17 protein-coding genes and 1 pseudogene are annotated in these 15547 nt (G+C 35.8%); 12 read left to right on the top strand and 6 right to left on the bottom strand.

All coding sequences use genetic code 11. The features are described 5' to 3' along the window. Positions 1-129 precede the first annotated feature (129 nt). The 8 genes from KGF86_RS09395 (at position 130) to KGF86_RS09360 (ending at position 6032) form a co-directional block, all read left to right on the top strand. Positions 130-438 (top strand): hypothetical protein, encoded by a 309-nt coding sequence (locus tag KGF86_RS09395; RefSeq protein WP_211741683.1) that lies wholly within the window; start codon positions 130-132, stop codon positions 436-438. Positions 439-454: 16 nt separating this feature from the next. After that, positions 455-1132, top strand: coding sequence for an MOSC domain-containing protein (locus KGF86_RS09390; protein ID WP_343221443.1), 678 nt, complete (start codon positions 455-457; stop codon positions 1130-1132). A gap of 130 nt (positions 1133-1262) precedes the next feature. Then, positions 1263-1724 carry an NUDIX domain-containing protein gene (locus KGF86_RS09385; protein WP_211741682.1) on the top strand — a complete coding sequence of 154 codons (462 nt, stop codon included), beginning with the start codon at positions 1263-1265 and terminating at the stop codon, positions 1722-1724. Between the two features lie 342 nt (positions 1725-2066). Continuing rightward, on the top strand, positions 2067-2681 hold the full coding sequence (locus KGF86_RS09380) for a class I SAM-dependent methyltransferase (RefSeq protein ID WP_246521444.1): 615 nt from the start codon (positions 2067-2069) through the stop codon (positions 2679-2681). A gap of 18 nt (positions 2682-2699) precedes the next feature. Further along, entirely contained in the window at positions 2700-3167 is a 468-nt protein-coding gene (locus KGF86_RS09375) for an NUDIX domain-containing protein (protein ID WP_186869984.1), read from the top strand. Positions 3168-3862: 695 nt separating this feature from the next. Beyond that, on the top strand, positions 3863-4378 hold the full coding sequence (locus KGF86_RS09370; RefSeq protein ID WP_211741681.1) for a hypothetical protein: 516 nt from the start codon (positions 3863-3865) through the stop codon (positions 4376-4378). A 60-nt stretch (positions 4379-4438) separates the two neighbouring features. Further along, positions 4439-5173, top strand: a complete 735-nt coding sequence (locus KGF86_RS09365; protein ID WP_211741680.1) for a DUF3784 domain-containing protein — start codon at positions 4439-4441, stop codon at positions 5171-5173. A gap of 34 nt (positions 5174-5207) precedes the next feature. Further along, positions 5208-6032 carry an SDR family oxidoreductase gene (locus tag KGF86_RS09360; protein WP_211741679.1) on the top strand — a complete coding sequence of 275 codons (825 nt, stop codon included), beginning with the start codon at positions 5208-5210 and terminating at the stop codon, positions 6030-6032. A 58-nt stretch (positions 6033-6090) separates the two neighbouring features. Here the strand turns inward: KGF86_RS09360 and KGF86_RS09355 are convergent, their stop codons facing one another. Further along, positions 6091-7560 (bottom strand): multicopper oxidase family protein, encoded by a 1470-nt coding sequence (locus KGF86_RS09355; protein ID WP_211741678.1) that lies wholly within the window; start codon positions 7558-7560, stop codon positions 6091-6093. 463 nt (positions 7561-8023) lie between these two features. On the opposite strand from KGF86_RS09355, the gene KGF86_RS09350 reads away from it, so the two are divergent. Next, positions 8024-8425 (top strand): hypothetical protein, encoded by a 402-nt coding sequence (locus KGF86_RS09350; RefSeq protein WP_211741677.1) that lies wholly within the window; start codon positions 8024-8026, stop codon positions 8423-8425. Positions 8426-8681: 256 nt separating this feature from the next. On the opposite strand, the gene KGF86_RS09345 is transcribed toward KGF86_RS09350, so the two are convergent. The 5 genes from KGF86_RS09345 to KGF86_RS09325 all read right to left on the bottom strand — a co-directional run bounded on the left by KGF86_RS09345 (position 8682) and on the right by KGF86_RS09325 (position 13718). Then, positions 8682-9371, bottom strand: coding sequence for a hypothetical protein (locus tag KGF86_RS09345; protein WP_211741676.1), 690 nt, complete (start codon positions 9369-9371; stop codon positions 8682-8684). A 22-nt stretch (positions 9372-9393) separates the two neighbouring features. Continuing rightward, positions 9394-10284 (bottom strand): ATP-binding cassette domain-containing protein, encoded by an 891-nt coding sequence (locus KGF86_RS09340; protein WP_211741675.1) that lies wholly within the window; start codon positions 10282-10284, stop codon positions 9394-9396. Between the two features lie 52 nt (positions 10285-10336). Beyond that, on the bottom strand, positions 10337-11497 hold the full coding sequence (locus tag KGF86_RS09335; RefSeq protein ID WP_211741674.1) for a hypothetical protein: 1161 nt from the start codon (positions 11495-11497) through the stop codon (positions 10337-10339). A 27-nt stretch (positions 11498-11524) separates the two neighbouring features. Continuing rightward, complete coding sequence (locus KGF86_RS09330) at positions 11525-12754, bottom strand: ABC transporter permease subunit (protein ID WP_211741673.1); 1230 nt, start codon at positions 12752-12754, stop codon at positions 11525-11527. 253 nt (positions 12755-13007) lie between these two features. Next, on the bottom strand, positions 13008-13718 hold the full coding sequence (locus KGF86_RS09325) for a Crp/Fnr family transcriptional regulator (RefSeq protein WP_246521494.1): 711 nt from the start codon (positions 13716-13718) through the stop codon (positions 13008-13010). Positions 13719-13913: 195 nt separating this feature from the next. On the opposite strand from KGF86_RS09325, the gene KGF86_RS09320 reads away from it, so the two are divergent. The 3 genes and pseudogenes from KGF86_RS09320 to KGF86_RS09310 all read left to right on the top strand — a co-directional run bounded on the left by KGF86_RS09320 (position 13914) and on the right by KGF86_RS09310 (position 15531). Beyond that, positions 13914-14468: a histidine phosphatase family protein gene (locus KGF86_RS09320; protein ID WP_186869995.1), complete on the top strand. Its 555-nt coding sequence runs from the start codon at positions 13914-13916 to the stop codon at positions 14466-14468. A gap of 13 nt (positions 14469-14481) precedes the next feature. Next, a pseudogene (locus KGF86_RS09315) lies at positions 14482-14945 on the top strand (P-loop NTPase family protein). 1 nt (position 14946) lies between these two features. Next, the gene (locus KGF86_RS09310; protein WP_211741672.1) at positions 14947-15531 is read left to right on the top strand and encodes a GNAT family N-acetyltransferase; all 585 of its coding nucleotides are present in this window, start codon (positions 14947-14949) and stop codon (positions 15529-15531) included. Positions 15532-15547: the final 16 nt, after the last annotated feature.

Below are 15547 nucleotides of genomic sequence, written 5' to 3'. Positions count from 1 at the left end.
ATAGTTGGTAATTACTTAAGCTATTTTGCAAACAAATTAATCCGAATCGATAAATGATTCTAAAAAATGTGGTAATATTATAGTGATTACTAATTAAACGTAGCATGTTCCGTAAAGGAGAGTAATGTAATGGTAAGAATGAGTCTAGAGTTAGTTCGGATAATTTTTCTTTTGGCCCTCTTTGGAGTGGTTGGTGGCTATATTATAGGAAGTGTTTATACAACATTTCAAATTTCATCAGATTATAGTCTATTTGGCTCAATAGGGATACTCTTTCTGTTTTTTGTATTGTATCGGAATAAGCTCCAATTTTCAGGTTGGTATAATGGGTTGAGAAGAAATAAGTTATCAAGAACGATAACCAATGGATTAATTATGGTTGCTGTTTTTTTAATGATCATTCCATTTATTTTATCTTGGTTAAATTATCATATTTAGCGAAAGGAGATGGAGAGTGAATACACCATATGTTCAAAATTTATTAGTAGGTAAAGTAAAGCAAGTCGCTGATCCGAATGCTATTAATCCATTAGAGAAAGCATGGGAGAGCGGCATGTTTAAAGAAAGCACAGAAATGCCTGTTTGGTTAAGTAAATCCGGGTTATATGGTGATGAAGTAGCGGATAAGAAAAATCATGGGGGCCAAGAGAAGGCGATCTTTGCATATCCAGTAAGTCACTATGATTATTGGCAAGATGAACAACATATAGAAGGTATCCATATAGGTGGTATGGGGGAAAATCTAGCAGTGGCTGATATGGATGAATACACCGTTTGTATTGGTGATACATATCAATTTGGTGAGGCGGTCATACAAGTTTCTCAACCTAGAAAACCTTGCTGGAAACCAGCACGTCGCCATCAAACAATGGACTTAGCAATGCGAATACAGAAAACGGGAAGGACAGGCTGGTATTTTCGCGTTTTGCAAGAGGGGTTCGTTAAAGCAGGAGCAGAACTAGCCTTGTTAGAACGACCTCATATAGAATGGTCCATTGCCAATTGTAATGAAGTCATGTATGAAAAAAAGAATGATCTGGAGCTAGCGAAAAAGTTAGTAAAATGCCATTTATTAGCTGATAGTTGGAAGCAGCCTTTAGTGAAGCGTTTGGAAGGAAAAGCTTCCTCTTGAATCGATTGATAAGTATAGTCAAATTCAAAAGAATAAATAGGTAGAACACTAAAAATGAAATCGTACAGAAATATAGTTGACTGTACGATTTTCTATTTATACCAATAGCCTGTTGCAGGGGAGTAGGAGAATGGGAATAAGAAATTCAGCAAAAGCAATTATTATGGAAGAAAATAAGCTATTAACCATAAAAAAAGAAGACAAAGATGGCTACTATTATTTACTTCCTGGTGGTGGACAAGAACATGGAGAAACACTTCATGAAGCTGTAAAACGAGAGTGTATGGAAGAAGTTAATGCAGATGTTGATGTCGGTAGCCTGTTATTTATTCGGGAATACATCGGGAAGAATCATGAACATGCCGAGTTTGATGCAGAGGTACATCAAATCGAGTATATGTTTTTATGTAGCGTGACTGGTAGTAGAGGTCTGGGGAATGGAATAGTGCCAGATGAGGGGCAAATTTCTGTGGAATGGTTGCCATTGGAAGAGTTAATGCATCATAGACTTTATCCGCAAACCATGAGAGAGAAACTCATAGACTATACAAAAGGAGTAGAATTTCCAGTTTATTTAGGAGATATAAATTAAGGGGAAAAGGAGTGTGTTATTCATTGGTTCGTGCTATCTTTTTTGACTTGTATGAAACGCTTATCACGGAATGGGAAAAATGATCAAAAGAAGGCCTCCTATTCTGTAGGAGGATTGGGAATTGATGAAGGGCTGGATTTTTTGGACCAATAAAAAACTATGGAGGATGATAGTAAGGTGATAAGATTACCTGATCCTACAAACCATCCGGACTGGATTAATCCTCATTCGCTTGAATGATATAAACAACTTGGTGAACAATATGGGGTTTATCATTATCCGTGGAAATCGTTAATAGAAGCTCCAAACGGTGAAACCATCTTTGATGAAGAAGTGTTACAGTTGGTGAAAAATAAGAAGGTACTGGATGTTGGCTGTGGTCATGGACATTTTACAAAGAAATGTAGTATGCATGCCAAGGAGATAATTGGATTTGATGTAACGGATCAATTTATTTCAGCTGGTAATTTACATAAGAAGCGTAATGTTTCATTTGTAGTTGGAAACACCAAGAATGGACTTCCATTCGATACGAATAGTTTTGATTGCGCATACATTCGTAAAGGGCCAACCTCCGCCTATACAAGATTAGCCGACATAGTAAAAAATGGTGGAAGAGTAGTAGGCCTACATCCTGGAGATTCGTCAGGGCAAGAGTTAATACAGTGGTTCCCGAACTTATTTAAGCAGGGGAAAGTAACTATTAAGGATGTTCTAGAAGAAAGATTAGCAAAAAGTAATTTTACAGAGGCAAGCATAGAAGAGATAAATACTATTGAATATATAGAATCACCTATAGATGTAATAAAAATGCGCTGCTTCGGTCAAAAGAACACTATATTTTTACAACTGAGCAATGAACATTTCGAGGAGATTAGTAGAATATTTGATGATAATGCTACTAGTAAAGGGCTACCTGTTACCTTCTCACGGTATATTGTTCGGGCAATAGTTTAATAGATAAGGGGGGAGAAGATGGAAAAGCCTTTTCATCATTTAGCTAGAGGTATCTTAATAAAAGATAATAAATTATTAGTTGGAAAAGCGAAAGGATATCAGAATACTTTTTTACCAGGAGGACATATTGAATTCGGAGAAAGTGCAAAGGATGCATTAGTAAGGGAGATAAGGGAAGAACTGGGGATGCGATGTACAGTGGGAGAATTCCTTGGTTTAGTAGAGCATAAGTGGATGAATCAAGGTATATTGAATTGTGAAATAAACCAGCTGTTTAACATTGAGATGGAGGACTTAGCAATGGAAAATCCTCAATCGATAGAAGAACATATTGAATTCTTTTGGGTATCGGTATATGAGCTAGAACGCTATCATTTACAGCCGTTTCTCTTACGTACCATGATTAAAGGGTATGTTGAAGGAAATAAAGTAATTAGGTGGGCAAGTTCTTTAAATAATGAAATTGACTCACTTAATAGGAATTAAGGTTTAGGAAAGAGGAGGATTGATATGTTATAACGGAGGGGTGGCTTATGAAGCAAGATCAACAACAATTTATCACCGATGTTTATCACTTTATGTGTGAAATGATTATAGTAAGTATCTTACTTCTCTTACCAATACATTATTATTACCATTGGGTTCCAGCTTGGAGTATGTTGGTAGTCATTGCCCTCCTTTGTATACTTTTCGTGGTTTTAGAAAAGCAAGATTTAAACCATAGCTATTATTATTTCACCTTACTTCTATTAATTCCAACTTTTCTATATTTTCGATATCCTCTTTTACTTAGCGTGTTCATTTCTTGTATCGTTTTATGGAGATACTTTCGTATACGTCACGTTTTAGTAATAGGGAGGGAAGCGGCTTATCTATTATTAACGCCTACACTTTCAATTGTAGTATTTCTAATTACGAATAACCTTTATTCCATTATGGGATTGTTTCTCCAGTTACTTGTAATAATCATTGGTTTTATGTGCAGTAACATATCGGTATTGGAGAGAAGCGAGAGGACTTTGCTTTATTATAAAGGGGTTATATATTTATTACTATTGATGAGTTGTGGAGGTATGATTGCATATTGGATTAGTTCGCAAACGTATCTAGTGAAAATTTGGGACTCTACTATATACTTCTTATTTTCCCTAATTGGCAGAGTTCTATTCCTTGTACCATTTATGGAAAACAATAATAATGAAGATGAAATCGACATAGGAACAGGTATAGAGTCATTAGAAAACGTGTCAACGGAGTTACCTATAGTTTCATTCATCTTAGGTGGATATATGGGTATTGGTGTCATTCTTGCGATTTTTGGGCTTATCATGATCATTCTAATATTTAAAGGAGATAAATCATCAAAAGCTGGTATAAAAGGAATTACCATTGCTTCAGGTAAACATCGTGGTGATGTACATTTTCCTGAAGAACAAAAAGGTTTACTAACTTGGTGGAAAATCAGTAAAAAACACCCAGTCCGAATCTTGGTTCATAAGTTTGAACGAAAAGCAATTAAGCATCAGCTGGGAAGAAAGACCACGGAAACAATTGATGAATGGTTGAAACGGATTGGTTTGAACGTTGATGTGCACGTGTATCAAAAAGTACGTTATGGAGAAATGGAAGTATCGAAACAAGAGGTGGAGGTATTACGACGTGAGATGGAAAGATTTAAAGAATTACTAAAAAAGTAGATGGAAAAGGTATTATATAATTGTTTAACGGTGTAAACATAGCTTATTGAGGTGGTAATGATGACTACTAGTATGTTAATCTTTATCGTGGTGATGGGTTGGATACTAATTATACATGGTGGAATGACCTATTTAATTGTTAAGAAGAAGGAATATAGTTTAATATCAGGTTTTTATAATCGTCCAAAGGAAGAACAGGAGTATTTAATAGAAAATGGTTATATAGAAAAACTTGGGAAGATATTCGTGTACTCGTTTTATATACTCCTATTAGCTATATTGCTAACGGTTTTTCGTGTTCCATATGGTCCATTAATTGGATTTAGTTTATTTACCGTTTTCTTACTAGGTGGGTTAATATATCTTCAAAAGTATGAGCTCCCCCATAAAAGGAAAAAATCGCTTTGGATTATTGTCGTTATATCAACTATAACGGTAGGAATTATCGCTGTAGGAGTATTTATCGGAAGTACAAATAACGATATCATCATAGAAAACGAAAAATTCATTATTTCCGGTATGTACGGAGATGAATGGGCTATTGATGACATTGCTAAGGTGGAATTACTAGATGAGCTTCCCGCGGTTTTGAAGCGGACAAACGGTTATTCTTCTGAAAATGTTCGGAAAGGACAGTTTAAGCTGGAGGATCCATATGGACAAGGGAAGTTATTCGTAGCCGGCAAGGAAGGTCCTTTCCTATATATTGCCTTTGATGATAGTTATGTTATTTTGAATCGGGAGAGTAAGCAAGAAACAGTAGATATTTATGAAAAACTAATACAGGAACAATAGGTTGTCAAGTTCATGCTAGAAATGGAGAAATGTCATGAAGGTAGCATTTGTAACAGGAGCCAATGGTGGCTTTGGAAAGCTTATCATTATAGAGCTATTAAAGGCAGGGTATCGTGTAATTGGAGCAATGAGAAATCAAGCTAATCAAAAAGAAATAATGGATATGGCTAGAGAAATTAATTTAAACCAACAGTTAGAAATAGTCGAGATGGACGTGACAGATGAGGAAAGAATTAAAGAAGTAAGCAAATGGATATCGGATCACTTCGGTCAGCTCGATGTTCTTATTAATAATGCAGGATACTCACAGGGCGGATTTACTTCTGATTTAACGATGGAGGAATGGGAAAATCAATATGATACGAATGTAATGGGTGTTATTCGAACGACATTCCACTTATTGCCCTTATTGAGAAAGTCAACACAAGGAAAAATAATTAATATGAGTAGTGTTAGTGGATATTTTGGATTTCCTGGAATGGGTCCTTATTGCTCTTCAAAATTCGCTTTAGAAGGTTATAGTGAAAGCTTGCGTATGGAACTTCTTCCAATGCGTATCTATGTATCTCTAGTAGAGCCTGCTTCATTTAAAACGGGTATTTGGGAGAAGGGATTAGAAGTAGGGGAGAGAATTGGTAATGATACGATAAAGAAAAATGCTTATGCATTTGCCAAACAATCCTATCAAAATGCAGGGGATCCAATAGAAGTAGCCAAGCTAGTACGGAGAATTTGTGAAGCAAATCGTCCAAAATTTCGCTACCAGGTTGGAAAAGGTGCAAAATCGCTATGGTTGATGAAGAAGTTTATTCCATGGACATGGATTGAGAAGACGGTAATGAGAAAGCTTAATAGATAAAAAGTCGCAGTGATGATGATATCCTGCGACTTTTGAATACGAAAAATTGCAAAGGGATCTATTTCACCTCATACTGTCCCATCATCCCAGCATCTTCATGTTCCAGAATGTGGCAATGGTACATAAATATCCCTTTGTGGTTGAAGGTTGTAATAATTCGCACCGTTTCACCTGGTTCTACCAAAATCGTGTCTTTCCAGCCGGTTTCATTTGCTGGAGGTGGGTTCCCATCACGGTCGATGACCTGGAATTGGACACCATGTAAATGGAATGGATGTGCCATTCCACCCTGTACTCCGGTACGTTTATTACTTACTTTCCAAATTTCCGTATCGTTTAAATTTACAACTTCATCAATGACGCCCATATCCATTGATTTATCATTAATGGTTAGGGTCGATCCTACACCAGCCATAACCATTTCCCTGGTCACTACTGCATCAGCAGGATCAATAGTATCAATCTCAGTTAATTGTTCTGGGATTGGATACGCTTCTGATTCTGTATTCGTTACGTGGAACTTCATAACTTCTACTTCATCTGCTGAAATCGTTTTTCCTAGTTCAGAGACCGTATCCATTAACGTAATTTCATCACCAGTCTCAAATGCAGAAAAATCTACTAATATTTCAGCACGCTCAGCAGGACTCAAGGTTAAGGAAGTCATTTCTACTGGCTTTTCTAAGAAACCACCATCACTAGCAATTTGGTAAAATTCTTGCCCATTATGAAACTCAAAATGATAGGTTCGACCATTGGAACCATTGAGAAGGCGTAAACGAACCATTCCTTTTGGAACCTCTAAGTAAGGAGATATTGTGCCATTGACAAGGTAAACATTTCCATATAGCCCCATCATCATGTCATTCATTCCAGGGTCATACTGCATATTGCCACTAGCATCTAATTGCTTATCTTGAATAATTATTGGAAAATCATTTACCCCATAATCTTTAGGGATTGGAAGACTGTCCGATACGGCATCTTCAATGATAAATAACCCTGCTAGTCCTTCATAAACTTGTTTTGCTGTTGCATGCATCATATGCGGATGATACCAGAGTGTTGCTGCTGGTTGTTCAATCGTGAATTCCGGTTCCCATGTCTCCCCAGGGTTAATCCCTGAATGTGGACCACCGTCATTTTCCCCATCCACACGGAGCCCGTGCCAGTGAAGCGTAGTTGCTTCTCGTAAGTCATTCTTCATGACTACTTTAACACGATCTCCTTCATGAACTTTAATAACAGGTCCAAGAATGTTTCCATTGTATCCTAAGGTTTCAGACTCAATCCCATCAAGGATTTCCGTCACACCGTGCTGTGCGGTTAGATGGAATTCCGCTAAGTTCGGATCTGGATTGACATCCTCCAATAATGGGGGGATAGGTAAAGGCTTCGATTCTACTAAATTAGATAAATCATTTGGATTAGATGAAGATGTATCATCTTTCGATAGGTACAGAAGAAGTAAGGTAACACCAATCACTACTATCACGATTGCTGCTATGTAAACATAAGCTTTTTTCATTACAAAAATTCTCCAATCTTATCTATTAATGGATAGAGTACATGAGATTCAAACGTTGGGCGAAATAATAAAAGATGCTCGATAAACATAAAAATACGCGCGATACATACTAGAAGTCGCTCGAAAATACGTAAAACAAGCGTGAACCAGAGTAATAGTCGCCCGAGCAGAACTAATGCGAGCGCCCCAAAAAGAAATCGTGCACCATCTATAGAAACGCTTTCTTATAATAATGTTGGATAGAACTTAAAAAGAAATCACCTTCTATTTTAACTGGTAGAAAGGTATTTTTCGACTATAATCGTAAAATTGATTACCAATTTCCTAAGTGAAAGAAGTAACGGTTTCTATTTTGTGACAAGTTCGTGAATTGGTGTTTAGCTGTGACATATGTCACAGCTAATAATAGATTGATTAGTTATGATAAGGGTGTAAGAAGAATTGCGCTTAGGAGGAATTAAAAATGAATAAAAGATTATTAATGGCATTACTATTTTCTTTGATCTTAGTTTTAACAGCATGTGGAGGAGGGGATACAGATTCTAAAGAAGATGATGCATCAACAGACTCATCCCAAAGTACGGAAGCAAATATTCCAGATGCAAATAATGAAGTAAATCTAGTAGCAACCAATTTTAGCCTAGGTCAAGATGTATACACTGTAAAAGCAGGTGAAGAAGTAAAGGTTACCCTTACAAATGAAGAAGGTCATCACGGAATTTCTATTGATGAATTTGACGTTGAAATCCAAGGTGATGGGGAAGCAACATTTACACCAACTGAACCAGGAGAATATAAAATATATTGTAATATTATGTGTGGAACCGGCCATGATGAGATGGTAGCAACATTAATCGTGCAATAATATCGTATTGTAGTTTTAGTAAAGAACACCCTAAACAGGATTAGAGTACCTGTATAGGGTGTTCCTTGTTCTTTTTCGATAAAACAAGTTAGAAGGGAAATTGTTTCGACATAACATGTTCACAGACTATGCTTCCTACGTAGATTCAATCATTAAGTATAGAATGTTAAGTCATTGATTGAAGTTGAAGATTAATAGAAAAATCAAACAAAAAAAGGTGAAATACTATCACAGTAGTTCCCACCTTTCCTCTTTCTTATTTTGCTTCAAATTGCAGTAGGGATAAGCCGCTTACGCGTAGCTTTTGTCCCTCTATTAATTGAATGTCAACCTTAGAAGAAGCGTCTAGAAACTCAAAAACTCTTGGTGACTTTCCTTCCTCATAAACATGTAAATCTCCAAACCCATACTCGGGGGCATAAACGGAATATTCTCCTGCTTCAATATCTTTTCCAACTTCCCAAATACCTGCGGAAAGCTGATTCGAAAATTGTGTATCGACAGGGGTGATTATTGCCTCATTTATGCCATCTAGATGAACCGAATGCGAGCCATTTAAGTCTACCGTAACACTCTCAACCCCATACCAGGAATCAAAAACTTCACTAACCAAAAGTACATTGTCTTGATCATAAACCAGTACCCTTCCAGATTGAGGAGCCATCACTTCCGACCATAATGGAGCAATCGAATATCTTCCTTCCTTAGGAATAATGTCTGGCATATCTTTTAGGACCGGGCTAATGATAATTTCTTCTGCTTCAGCATTACTACGGTCAATTGTATCGTAGATAGTATCACTAACTTCTCCAATAATTTCATCTTTTTCTTTGTCGATGATTTCATTATTTTCTTGATATCGTAATACCTTCTCCGAGGGTTGTTCACTACACCCTATTAAAACGAATAAACAAGTTATAAAACAGAGGAAAAGCATTCGTTTCATTATTTATTTCCCTCCTAAAAATCTAAAATTCATGATAGTATTTTTCATAGTATTCAGCGGTTCCAAGTGGTCCTATTGTAAGTTCTTTTCCTTTATAGGCAGACAGTTTTATAACCCATTCCTTCTGTTCTTCTTCCGTCATATTTTTAATCGGAATACAACATAGATGATTCGCGATAAAAAGATGATCCTCGGGTAATGTATAAGCTAAATTTTCATATTGATCAGGTGTTAAGTCAACCTTCAAGTACTCATCTGTAGTATCAGTTAAGACTTGTTGATGAATGATATCGCCACCCTTTAAATATAGGACACGGTCCGCATATAAATCGAGATTCGAAAGTAAATGGGAGGCAACAAAAATCAGCTTACCTTCTTGCTTCATATGCATTAATTTTTTGGATATGAGTGATACATTCGCCACGTCCAGCCCGTTCATCACCTCATCCATAAGCATAACTGGGGTATCCGCTGCAGCAATCATGGCAAAGCATAATCGTTGTCTCATTCCTAAAGAATAGGTTTTTACTTTCTTTTTAACATACCTCTCCATTTGTAGTTGTTCATAAATCTCTTTGACATGCTTCGTTGTACCTTTCCACATATTGGCATACAGCTTCATGTGATCAACACCAGATAATTCTTCAAATAAATCTCCCTGGTCCGGAAATGTAGCCAATTGTTTATGAATAGCTATTTCTTTTCCTTCCGTCTTGTATTGGAGATCTCCGTTAAACGTAACATTCCCTTTATTTGGTTTTAAGAAGTTTGATATGACGTTAAATAGGGTTGTTTTACCCGTACCGTTTGGAGCAACAAGTCCAATAATTTCTCCACTCTTGGCTTCTAGTGAAAGGTTCTCTAATACTACTTTGTCTTTATATTTAACTGTGATATTTTCCAGTTTTAACATGTCAATCCTCTTTTCTATTGCCATTTTTAAGGCGATCTTTTTAAATAAATGATTAGAATGCTTTTTCTAAAGGCATGTTTTTTGGCACGCGATGATAGGCAAACTTATTAATAGCATAAATAATGCTAATGATTACGATTGTTATGATTCCTAAGATGGCCATTGCATTCCAGTAATCAATGAAACTATTACCTAATTCCGTGGCAAGGTCACCGGAGAGAACCTTGTACATATCGATGAATTTTATCGGATGTAAAAAGCTTGCTTTCAATCCCGCCGCCATTGCAATATCAGGGAGGATAAATATCCCTAAACCAATGAGTATATTAGCGAATGCATTCTTAAATAGCATATTTAGTAAAATGGATAGTGATAATAGTAACAATGTAATTAGAGCAAGGCCTAAAAACATATACAGGAGATATTGACCAGTAGATAAAGCGATATAATTCCCATTCTTATAAACTAATATCGGAAAAGAAAAATCTCCTGCTTCAAATTTTCTAAACACATAGATTGCTCCGAAAGAAAATCCTACTAGTAAAAACGTATAAATATGAACGAAATGGATTACGATTTTACTTGTAACTTTACCTATAAACGATAAAGGAAAACCTTTCATCACGGATTGATGATTTCTTTCATATAGGAGCATTTCACTTCCGCTGATTAGAACAATTACAAGAAATAATAATCCCGAGAACATAGAAAGGACATTTGTAATATAATGATTCGTTGAATAAGAGTCAGGCTCAATAGGTAGATCATTGTCTTTAATATAATGTAATAATGCATCCTCTTTTAAAATATCTTCCTTAGGTACAATTAAATGATTAGGAATTCCAGCATTCCCTAGATCATGTACTGCAAGCCGTAACTGGTTAATTTCTAATCCATTTTCTATATATTGTTCACTATCATGACCGCTCCCAATAAACCACACTTGCATACCTAATAGTGATTGGATTTGCGTGTGATAATTGTACACTTCTGCAACCTCAGGCAGATCATGACGCAAAAGATCAAGGTGCTCGAAGACTGCATAGGATGTTTGTGTTTCTATTCTTTTCTGATCATCTAATGCTTCTGGCTGATCTTGACTATAGTACATAAAGAATAAAACGAAAAAGGCAAGAAGGAATGCAGCTATAAACCAACTTTTTCGGTTCTGTAATAATAATTTTGTTTCAAAGAGGGTAAACTTCCAAAACATATCGACTATCCTTTCTGACTAATGACATCATGCCGCTTTGCGGTAAAAACGACGTTTGCTTACCATTCGAGATACTACAAAAAGACTAATTTCTAAGAATAGAATTGTACATAGTAACACTAGAATACCTTTTTCATACGTAATGGATTCCAAATGTACTAAATAGTATTTTTCACCTGAGATGACTCTACCAAAGTCAAAATACGTCAGTGGCAGATTACTTATTTCAATGCCAAAAAGCTCTGTTAATGTTCTAGAGTAATAGATTCTTTCAGAGAACAAGATGAGCGTACTAACCATTAAAACAATCCATGCATTTTTAAAAAGTAGACTAAGTAGTGCATTTAACCGGATAAATAGGTATATAAGTATCGGTATAATTCCAAGTGCTAGTAGTAGGAACTTGGCAATTGAAATCGAATCAAACTCGCTAAACCGATAACCGAAGTATTCATCCGGTTCAGAACTAGGTAGCGTAATTGGAACAGATAATTTAAAAGAGCCAAATCCACTTTGAATAGAAATTATCACTGCTGCTAAAAGTAATAATCCGAATAAAATTAATAATGTATAACCAAACGCTACAGCTGATTTAACATTGATTAAACGATACCAACCAATAGGTAAACCTTGCAGTATAGTTCGGTGCTGCCTATCCTTCGCTAACATGTCACTACTAAAATAGATAGCACAAAATAGCACAATAAATGCGGTTGTACCAAGAAGAAAATTGGTAATGGTTTGTAATGCGGTCTTTTGCTCAATCATCTCATAGGTAATCGGAATATTTGCATCTAGATAACCTTGGTAACGAAGGTCTGTTAAACTATAATTGCGGCTATCATCTAGTCCTGGATAAGGGGCATCCCCGATTAACATCCAATCTCTGCTAGCACTAGTGGTATTATAATCAAAGCCTTTCATTCTTAATTGGGTAAAGCGATTAAAGTTCTTATCTTCAAAGGCATTTACCATTCTGGATTGGACTTTTAAGGAATACATATAGCTTGCAAACGGGGATCCTGTCCTTTCACCATAGCCGGTACCTCCCCGATTAATCATTCCTTGGGTTATGGCTTCTAAGTTACTAATCTCCTTCTTCATTTCCTCTGCATTAAAAGAATCAGGAGTTTCTTGCGTTGGTAGAATTAAAAGTGCGTAGGTCAATATTAAACTGACAAGCGCGATTATAAATAATATGTTCTTTTTGTTTCTCAACATCATTTTGAATTCGTGAATCATCATTGATTTAGTCATTATTGATTACTCCTTTTAATGCGCTAAACATCGGATTGTTCTATTTTTGTGTAGAATTAGAATTTTATAAAAATTATTCTTGAATCTAATATTAAAAGTAATTGTTTGAAAATGCAAATAAAAATTTAATAAGCTTGTAATATTATAGGAATATTATGTAAGTAATTGTATTGGTATTCATAAAATCTAGGAGAAATAAAAAAGCCTACCTTTAAAATGGTAGACATCTCTATATTTGATGGCGACTAATTATTTAATTAATATTACATATTTCAAGTGGACAGTTTTCGCAGCCGATCTCCATTTTAAGGTAGTCCATATCTTTAATGAAGATTTTTCCTGACTTATCCATAGAAATAACATTTAGCTGTCGTAGCTTAACAAGCATTCTATTAATACTTTCACGTGTAGCGGCACAGAAGTTAGCTAATTCTTGGTTAGTAAGTACGACATCAATTAATATTCCGTCATCGTGCTTTAATCCATAGCTGTTTGCTAAGCGAATTAAAGTAGAATATAGTGCCCCCTTTTTCCCATTTAATAGCAGGTCTCTCAATTTGGATTGAAACTTACGCATTTGTGTGCTTGACCACTTCATATACTCAAGGGTTAGTTCGCTATTAGATAATAAAGCATTTTCTAATTCGTCTTTTCTAATTACTTCTACTTCACCTGTAGTTAGTACCTTACCACTTAGTAAATATTTAGGATCGTCACTAAAAAGGGATAGTTCACCGACCATATCACCATGATTACAAATACGCAGAATTAGTTCCTTCCCATCAGTAGTTAGTTTAGAAACCTGTAATAGTCCAGATTTAATAATAAATATTTCATTTGCTTGTAACCCTTCATGGAATAAAAAAGTGTCTTTATATATTTTTTTCGTCGTACTAATAGAGTCTAATAGATTTCTTAAATCTATTGAAATGGACAAATGTTTACCGCTTTTTGAATCCAACATGAGACTAGAAATCATCAAAAACATCCCCTTGATAAAGATGTGGTAAATTACATCTTTAGTGTAACACTAAATTTACTGCTGCTATTCCGAGACTCGTTACGATATTGTGAAAAAGCACATCGTGTTTTAAGGTATATCCATTATTATTTGTTTATTATCAGAATTCTGTTACTATTTTACTGTAGGGGTGAGGGAATGAACCATAATATATACTTAGTTAGACATGCACATTCAGTTTATACGCCAGATGAATTACATAGACCATTATCAGAAAGAGGGGAAACTGACACAAAAAGGGTTACACAAATACTAAAGGAAGAACATATCGATTATGTTTATTCCAGTCCGTATAAAAGAGCAATTCAAACGGTACAAGGAGTTGCTGATTTTTTACGTGTAAACGTATTGATAGAAGACCGTTTTAAAGAACGAAGGTTAGCAAAAAAACCAGTAGCTGATTTTACACATGCAATAACAAAGGTTTGGGAGAATGATAGCTTCTTTTTTAAAGGCGGTGAGTCAAATAAAATGGCTCAGCAAAGAGGGATACAAGGATTAATGAAGGTGATAGAAGATCATCCGGGAAAAAATATCGTAATTGGTACACATGGCAATATAATGGTATTGATGATGAATTATTTTAATGAAGCATATGGTTTTCAATTTTGGCAAGAGCTGGACATGCCTGATATATACAAACTAACATTTACTAATTCTAGGTTAATAGAGGTAACAAGATTATGGAAATAGGGCAGGTGTTAAGGTGAATCGAATAGTCGTTATCGGTTCTGGTGGATCAGGAAAATCGACATTAGCCCGTCGGTTAGGGCAGGTTCTTGATTTAAAGGTTTACCACTTAGATACGCTTTTTTGGAGACCTGGCTGGACTGGTACTTCAAAAGAGGAACAAAGAGAAGTGGAACATTGGACATAAGGTTCAACAGGGCTGACACGATCATTTTCCTAAATATTTCAAGATATATTTGTATGCTTCGTGTGCTTAAAAGAAGACTACAATATGCTAAGACATCACGTCCTGATATGGCAGAAGGATGTGAAGAAAAGTTAAGCATCGATTTTCTGAAATGGGTTTGGAAATATCCAAAGGATAAACGGCTAATGATCTTGGATAAATTAAACATATTATCCGGAGAGAAACAAGTCATCATTCTCAACTCAACAAAGAATGTAAAGAATTTTATAAATCAAGTGGAAATGGAGAAGTGAAATGGAAATAAGAAATTATCAATCCTCCGATGAACAAGGGTGGGTGAGGTGTCGTGTGCTTTCATTCTTGGACACCGCCTATTTTGATAATGTATTAAAGGAAAAAGAACAGTATGAAAATCCTGCTATTGAGCTAGTAGCAATAGAAGACGGTCAAATAGTCGGATTATTAGATATCGAATACGAATTGCAAGAGGGGACAGTTTGTTCCCGGGGGACCGGATTAGGAGGGATGATATGGCATATTGCTGTTCATCCAGATTATCGTAGAAGGGCGATTGCTTCCGAGCTTCTACGGAAAGGAGAAGAATTAGCAAGGAAGGAGAAGTTAAATCGATTGGAGGCCTGGACAAGGGATGATCAGTGGGTCCATACCTGGTACGAGAAGAATGGGTTCCAACAAGTTGATTCCTATTTACATGTATATCTAGAAGGAGAGACAGAGTTAAAAGGGAACATTTCGAGTACCCTTCCGAAGTTATACCCAGTTCTTAGCTTCGCACATTATGGAGGCAATCAAAAGGATAATATAAAAAAGCGCTTCAAGCGGGTCCATGACTGTATCTGCTTTGAAAAAATATTGTAATAAAATTGGGAGGTTA

The organism is Ornithinibacillus massiliensis, assembly GCF_018310345.1.
Classification (GTDB): domain Bacteria; phylum Bacillota; class Bacilli; order Bacillales; family Amphibacillaceae; genus Ornithinibacillus; species Ornithinibacillus massiliensis.
The sequence above is the reverse complement of the archived record's forward strand: the minus strand, read 5'-3'. Positions and strand labels throughout refer to the sequence as shown.

What these genes read in the sequence shown, in the direction of transcription:
- KGF86_RS09320 (WP_186869995.1), top strand. Translation starts at nt 13,914, where the DNA reads ATGAACCATAATATATACTTAGTTAGACATGCACATTCAGTTTATACG.
- KGF86_RS09395 (WP_211741683.1), top strand. Translation starts at nt 130, where the DNA reads ATGGTAAGAATGAGTCTAGAGTTAGTTCGGATAATTTTTCTTTTGGCC.
- KGF86_RS09325 (WP_246521494.1), bottom strand. Translation starts at nt 13,718, where the DNA reads ATGTTGGATTCAAAAAGCGGTAAACATTTGTCCATTTCAATAGATTTA.
- KGF86_RS09330 (WP_211741673.1), bottom strand. Translation starts at nt 12,754, where the DNA reads ATGACTAAATCAATGATGATTCACGAATTCAAAATGATGTTGAGAAAC.
- KGF86_RS09310 (WP_211741672.1), top strand. Translation starts at nt 14,947, where the DNA reads ATGGAAATAAGAAATTATCAATCCTCCGATGAACAAGGGTGGGTGAGG.
- KGF86_RS09365 (WP_211741680.1), top strand. Translation starts at nt 4,439, where the DNA reads ATGACTACTAGTATGTTAATCTTTATCGTGGTGATGGGTTGGATACTA.
- KGF86_RS09345 (WP_211741676.1), bottom strand. Translation starts at nt 9,371, where the DNA reads ATGAAACGAATGCTTTTCCTCTGTTTTATAACTTGTTTATTCGTTTTA.
- KGF86_RS09335 (WP_211741674.1), bottom strand. Translation starts at nt 11,497, where the DNA reads ATGTTTTGGAAGTTTACCCTCTTTGAAACAAAATTATTATTACAGAAC.
- KGF86_RS09340 (WP_211741675.1), bottom strand. Translation starts at nt 10,284, where the DNA reads ATGTTAAAACTGGAAAATATCACAGTTAAATATAAAGACAAAGTAGTA.
- KGF86_RS09385 (WP_211741682.1), top strand. Translation starts at nt 1,263, where the DNA reads ATGGGAATAAGAAATTCAGCAAAAGCAATTATTATGGAAGAAAATAAG.
- KGF86_RS09375 (WP_186869984.1), top strand. Translation starts at nt 2,700, where the DNA reads ATGGAAAAGCCTTTTCATCATTTAGCTAGAGGTATCTTAATAAAAGAT.
- KGF86_RS09370 (WP_211741681.1), top strand. Translation starts at nt 3,863, where the DNA reads ATGGAAAACAATAATAATGAAGATGAAATCGACATAGGAACAGGTATA.
- KGF86_RS09355 (WP_211741678.1), bottom strand. Translation starts at nt 7,560, where the DNA reads ATGAAAAAAGCTTATGTTTACATAGCAGCAATCGTGATAGTAGTGATT.
- KGF86_RS09360 (WP_211741679.1), top strand. Translation starts at nt 5,208, where the DNA reads ATGAAGGTAGCATTTGTAACAGGAGCCAATGGTGGCTTTGGAAAGCTT.
- KGF86_RS09350 (WP_211741677.1), top strand. Translation starts at nt 8,024, where the DNA reads ATGAATAAAAGATTATTAATGGCATTACTATTTTCTTTGATCTTAGTT.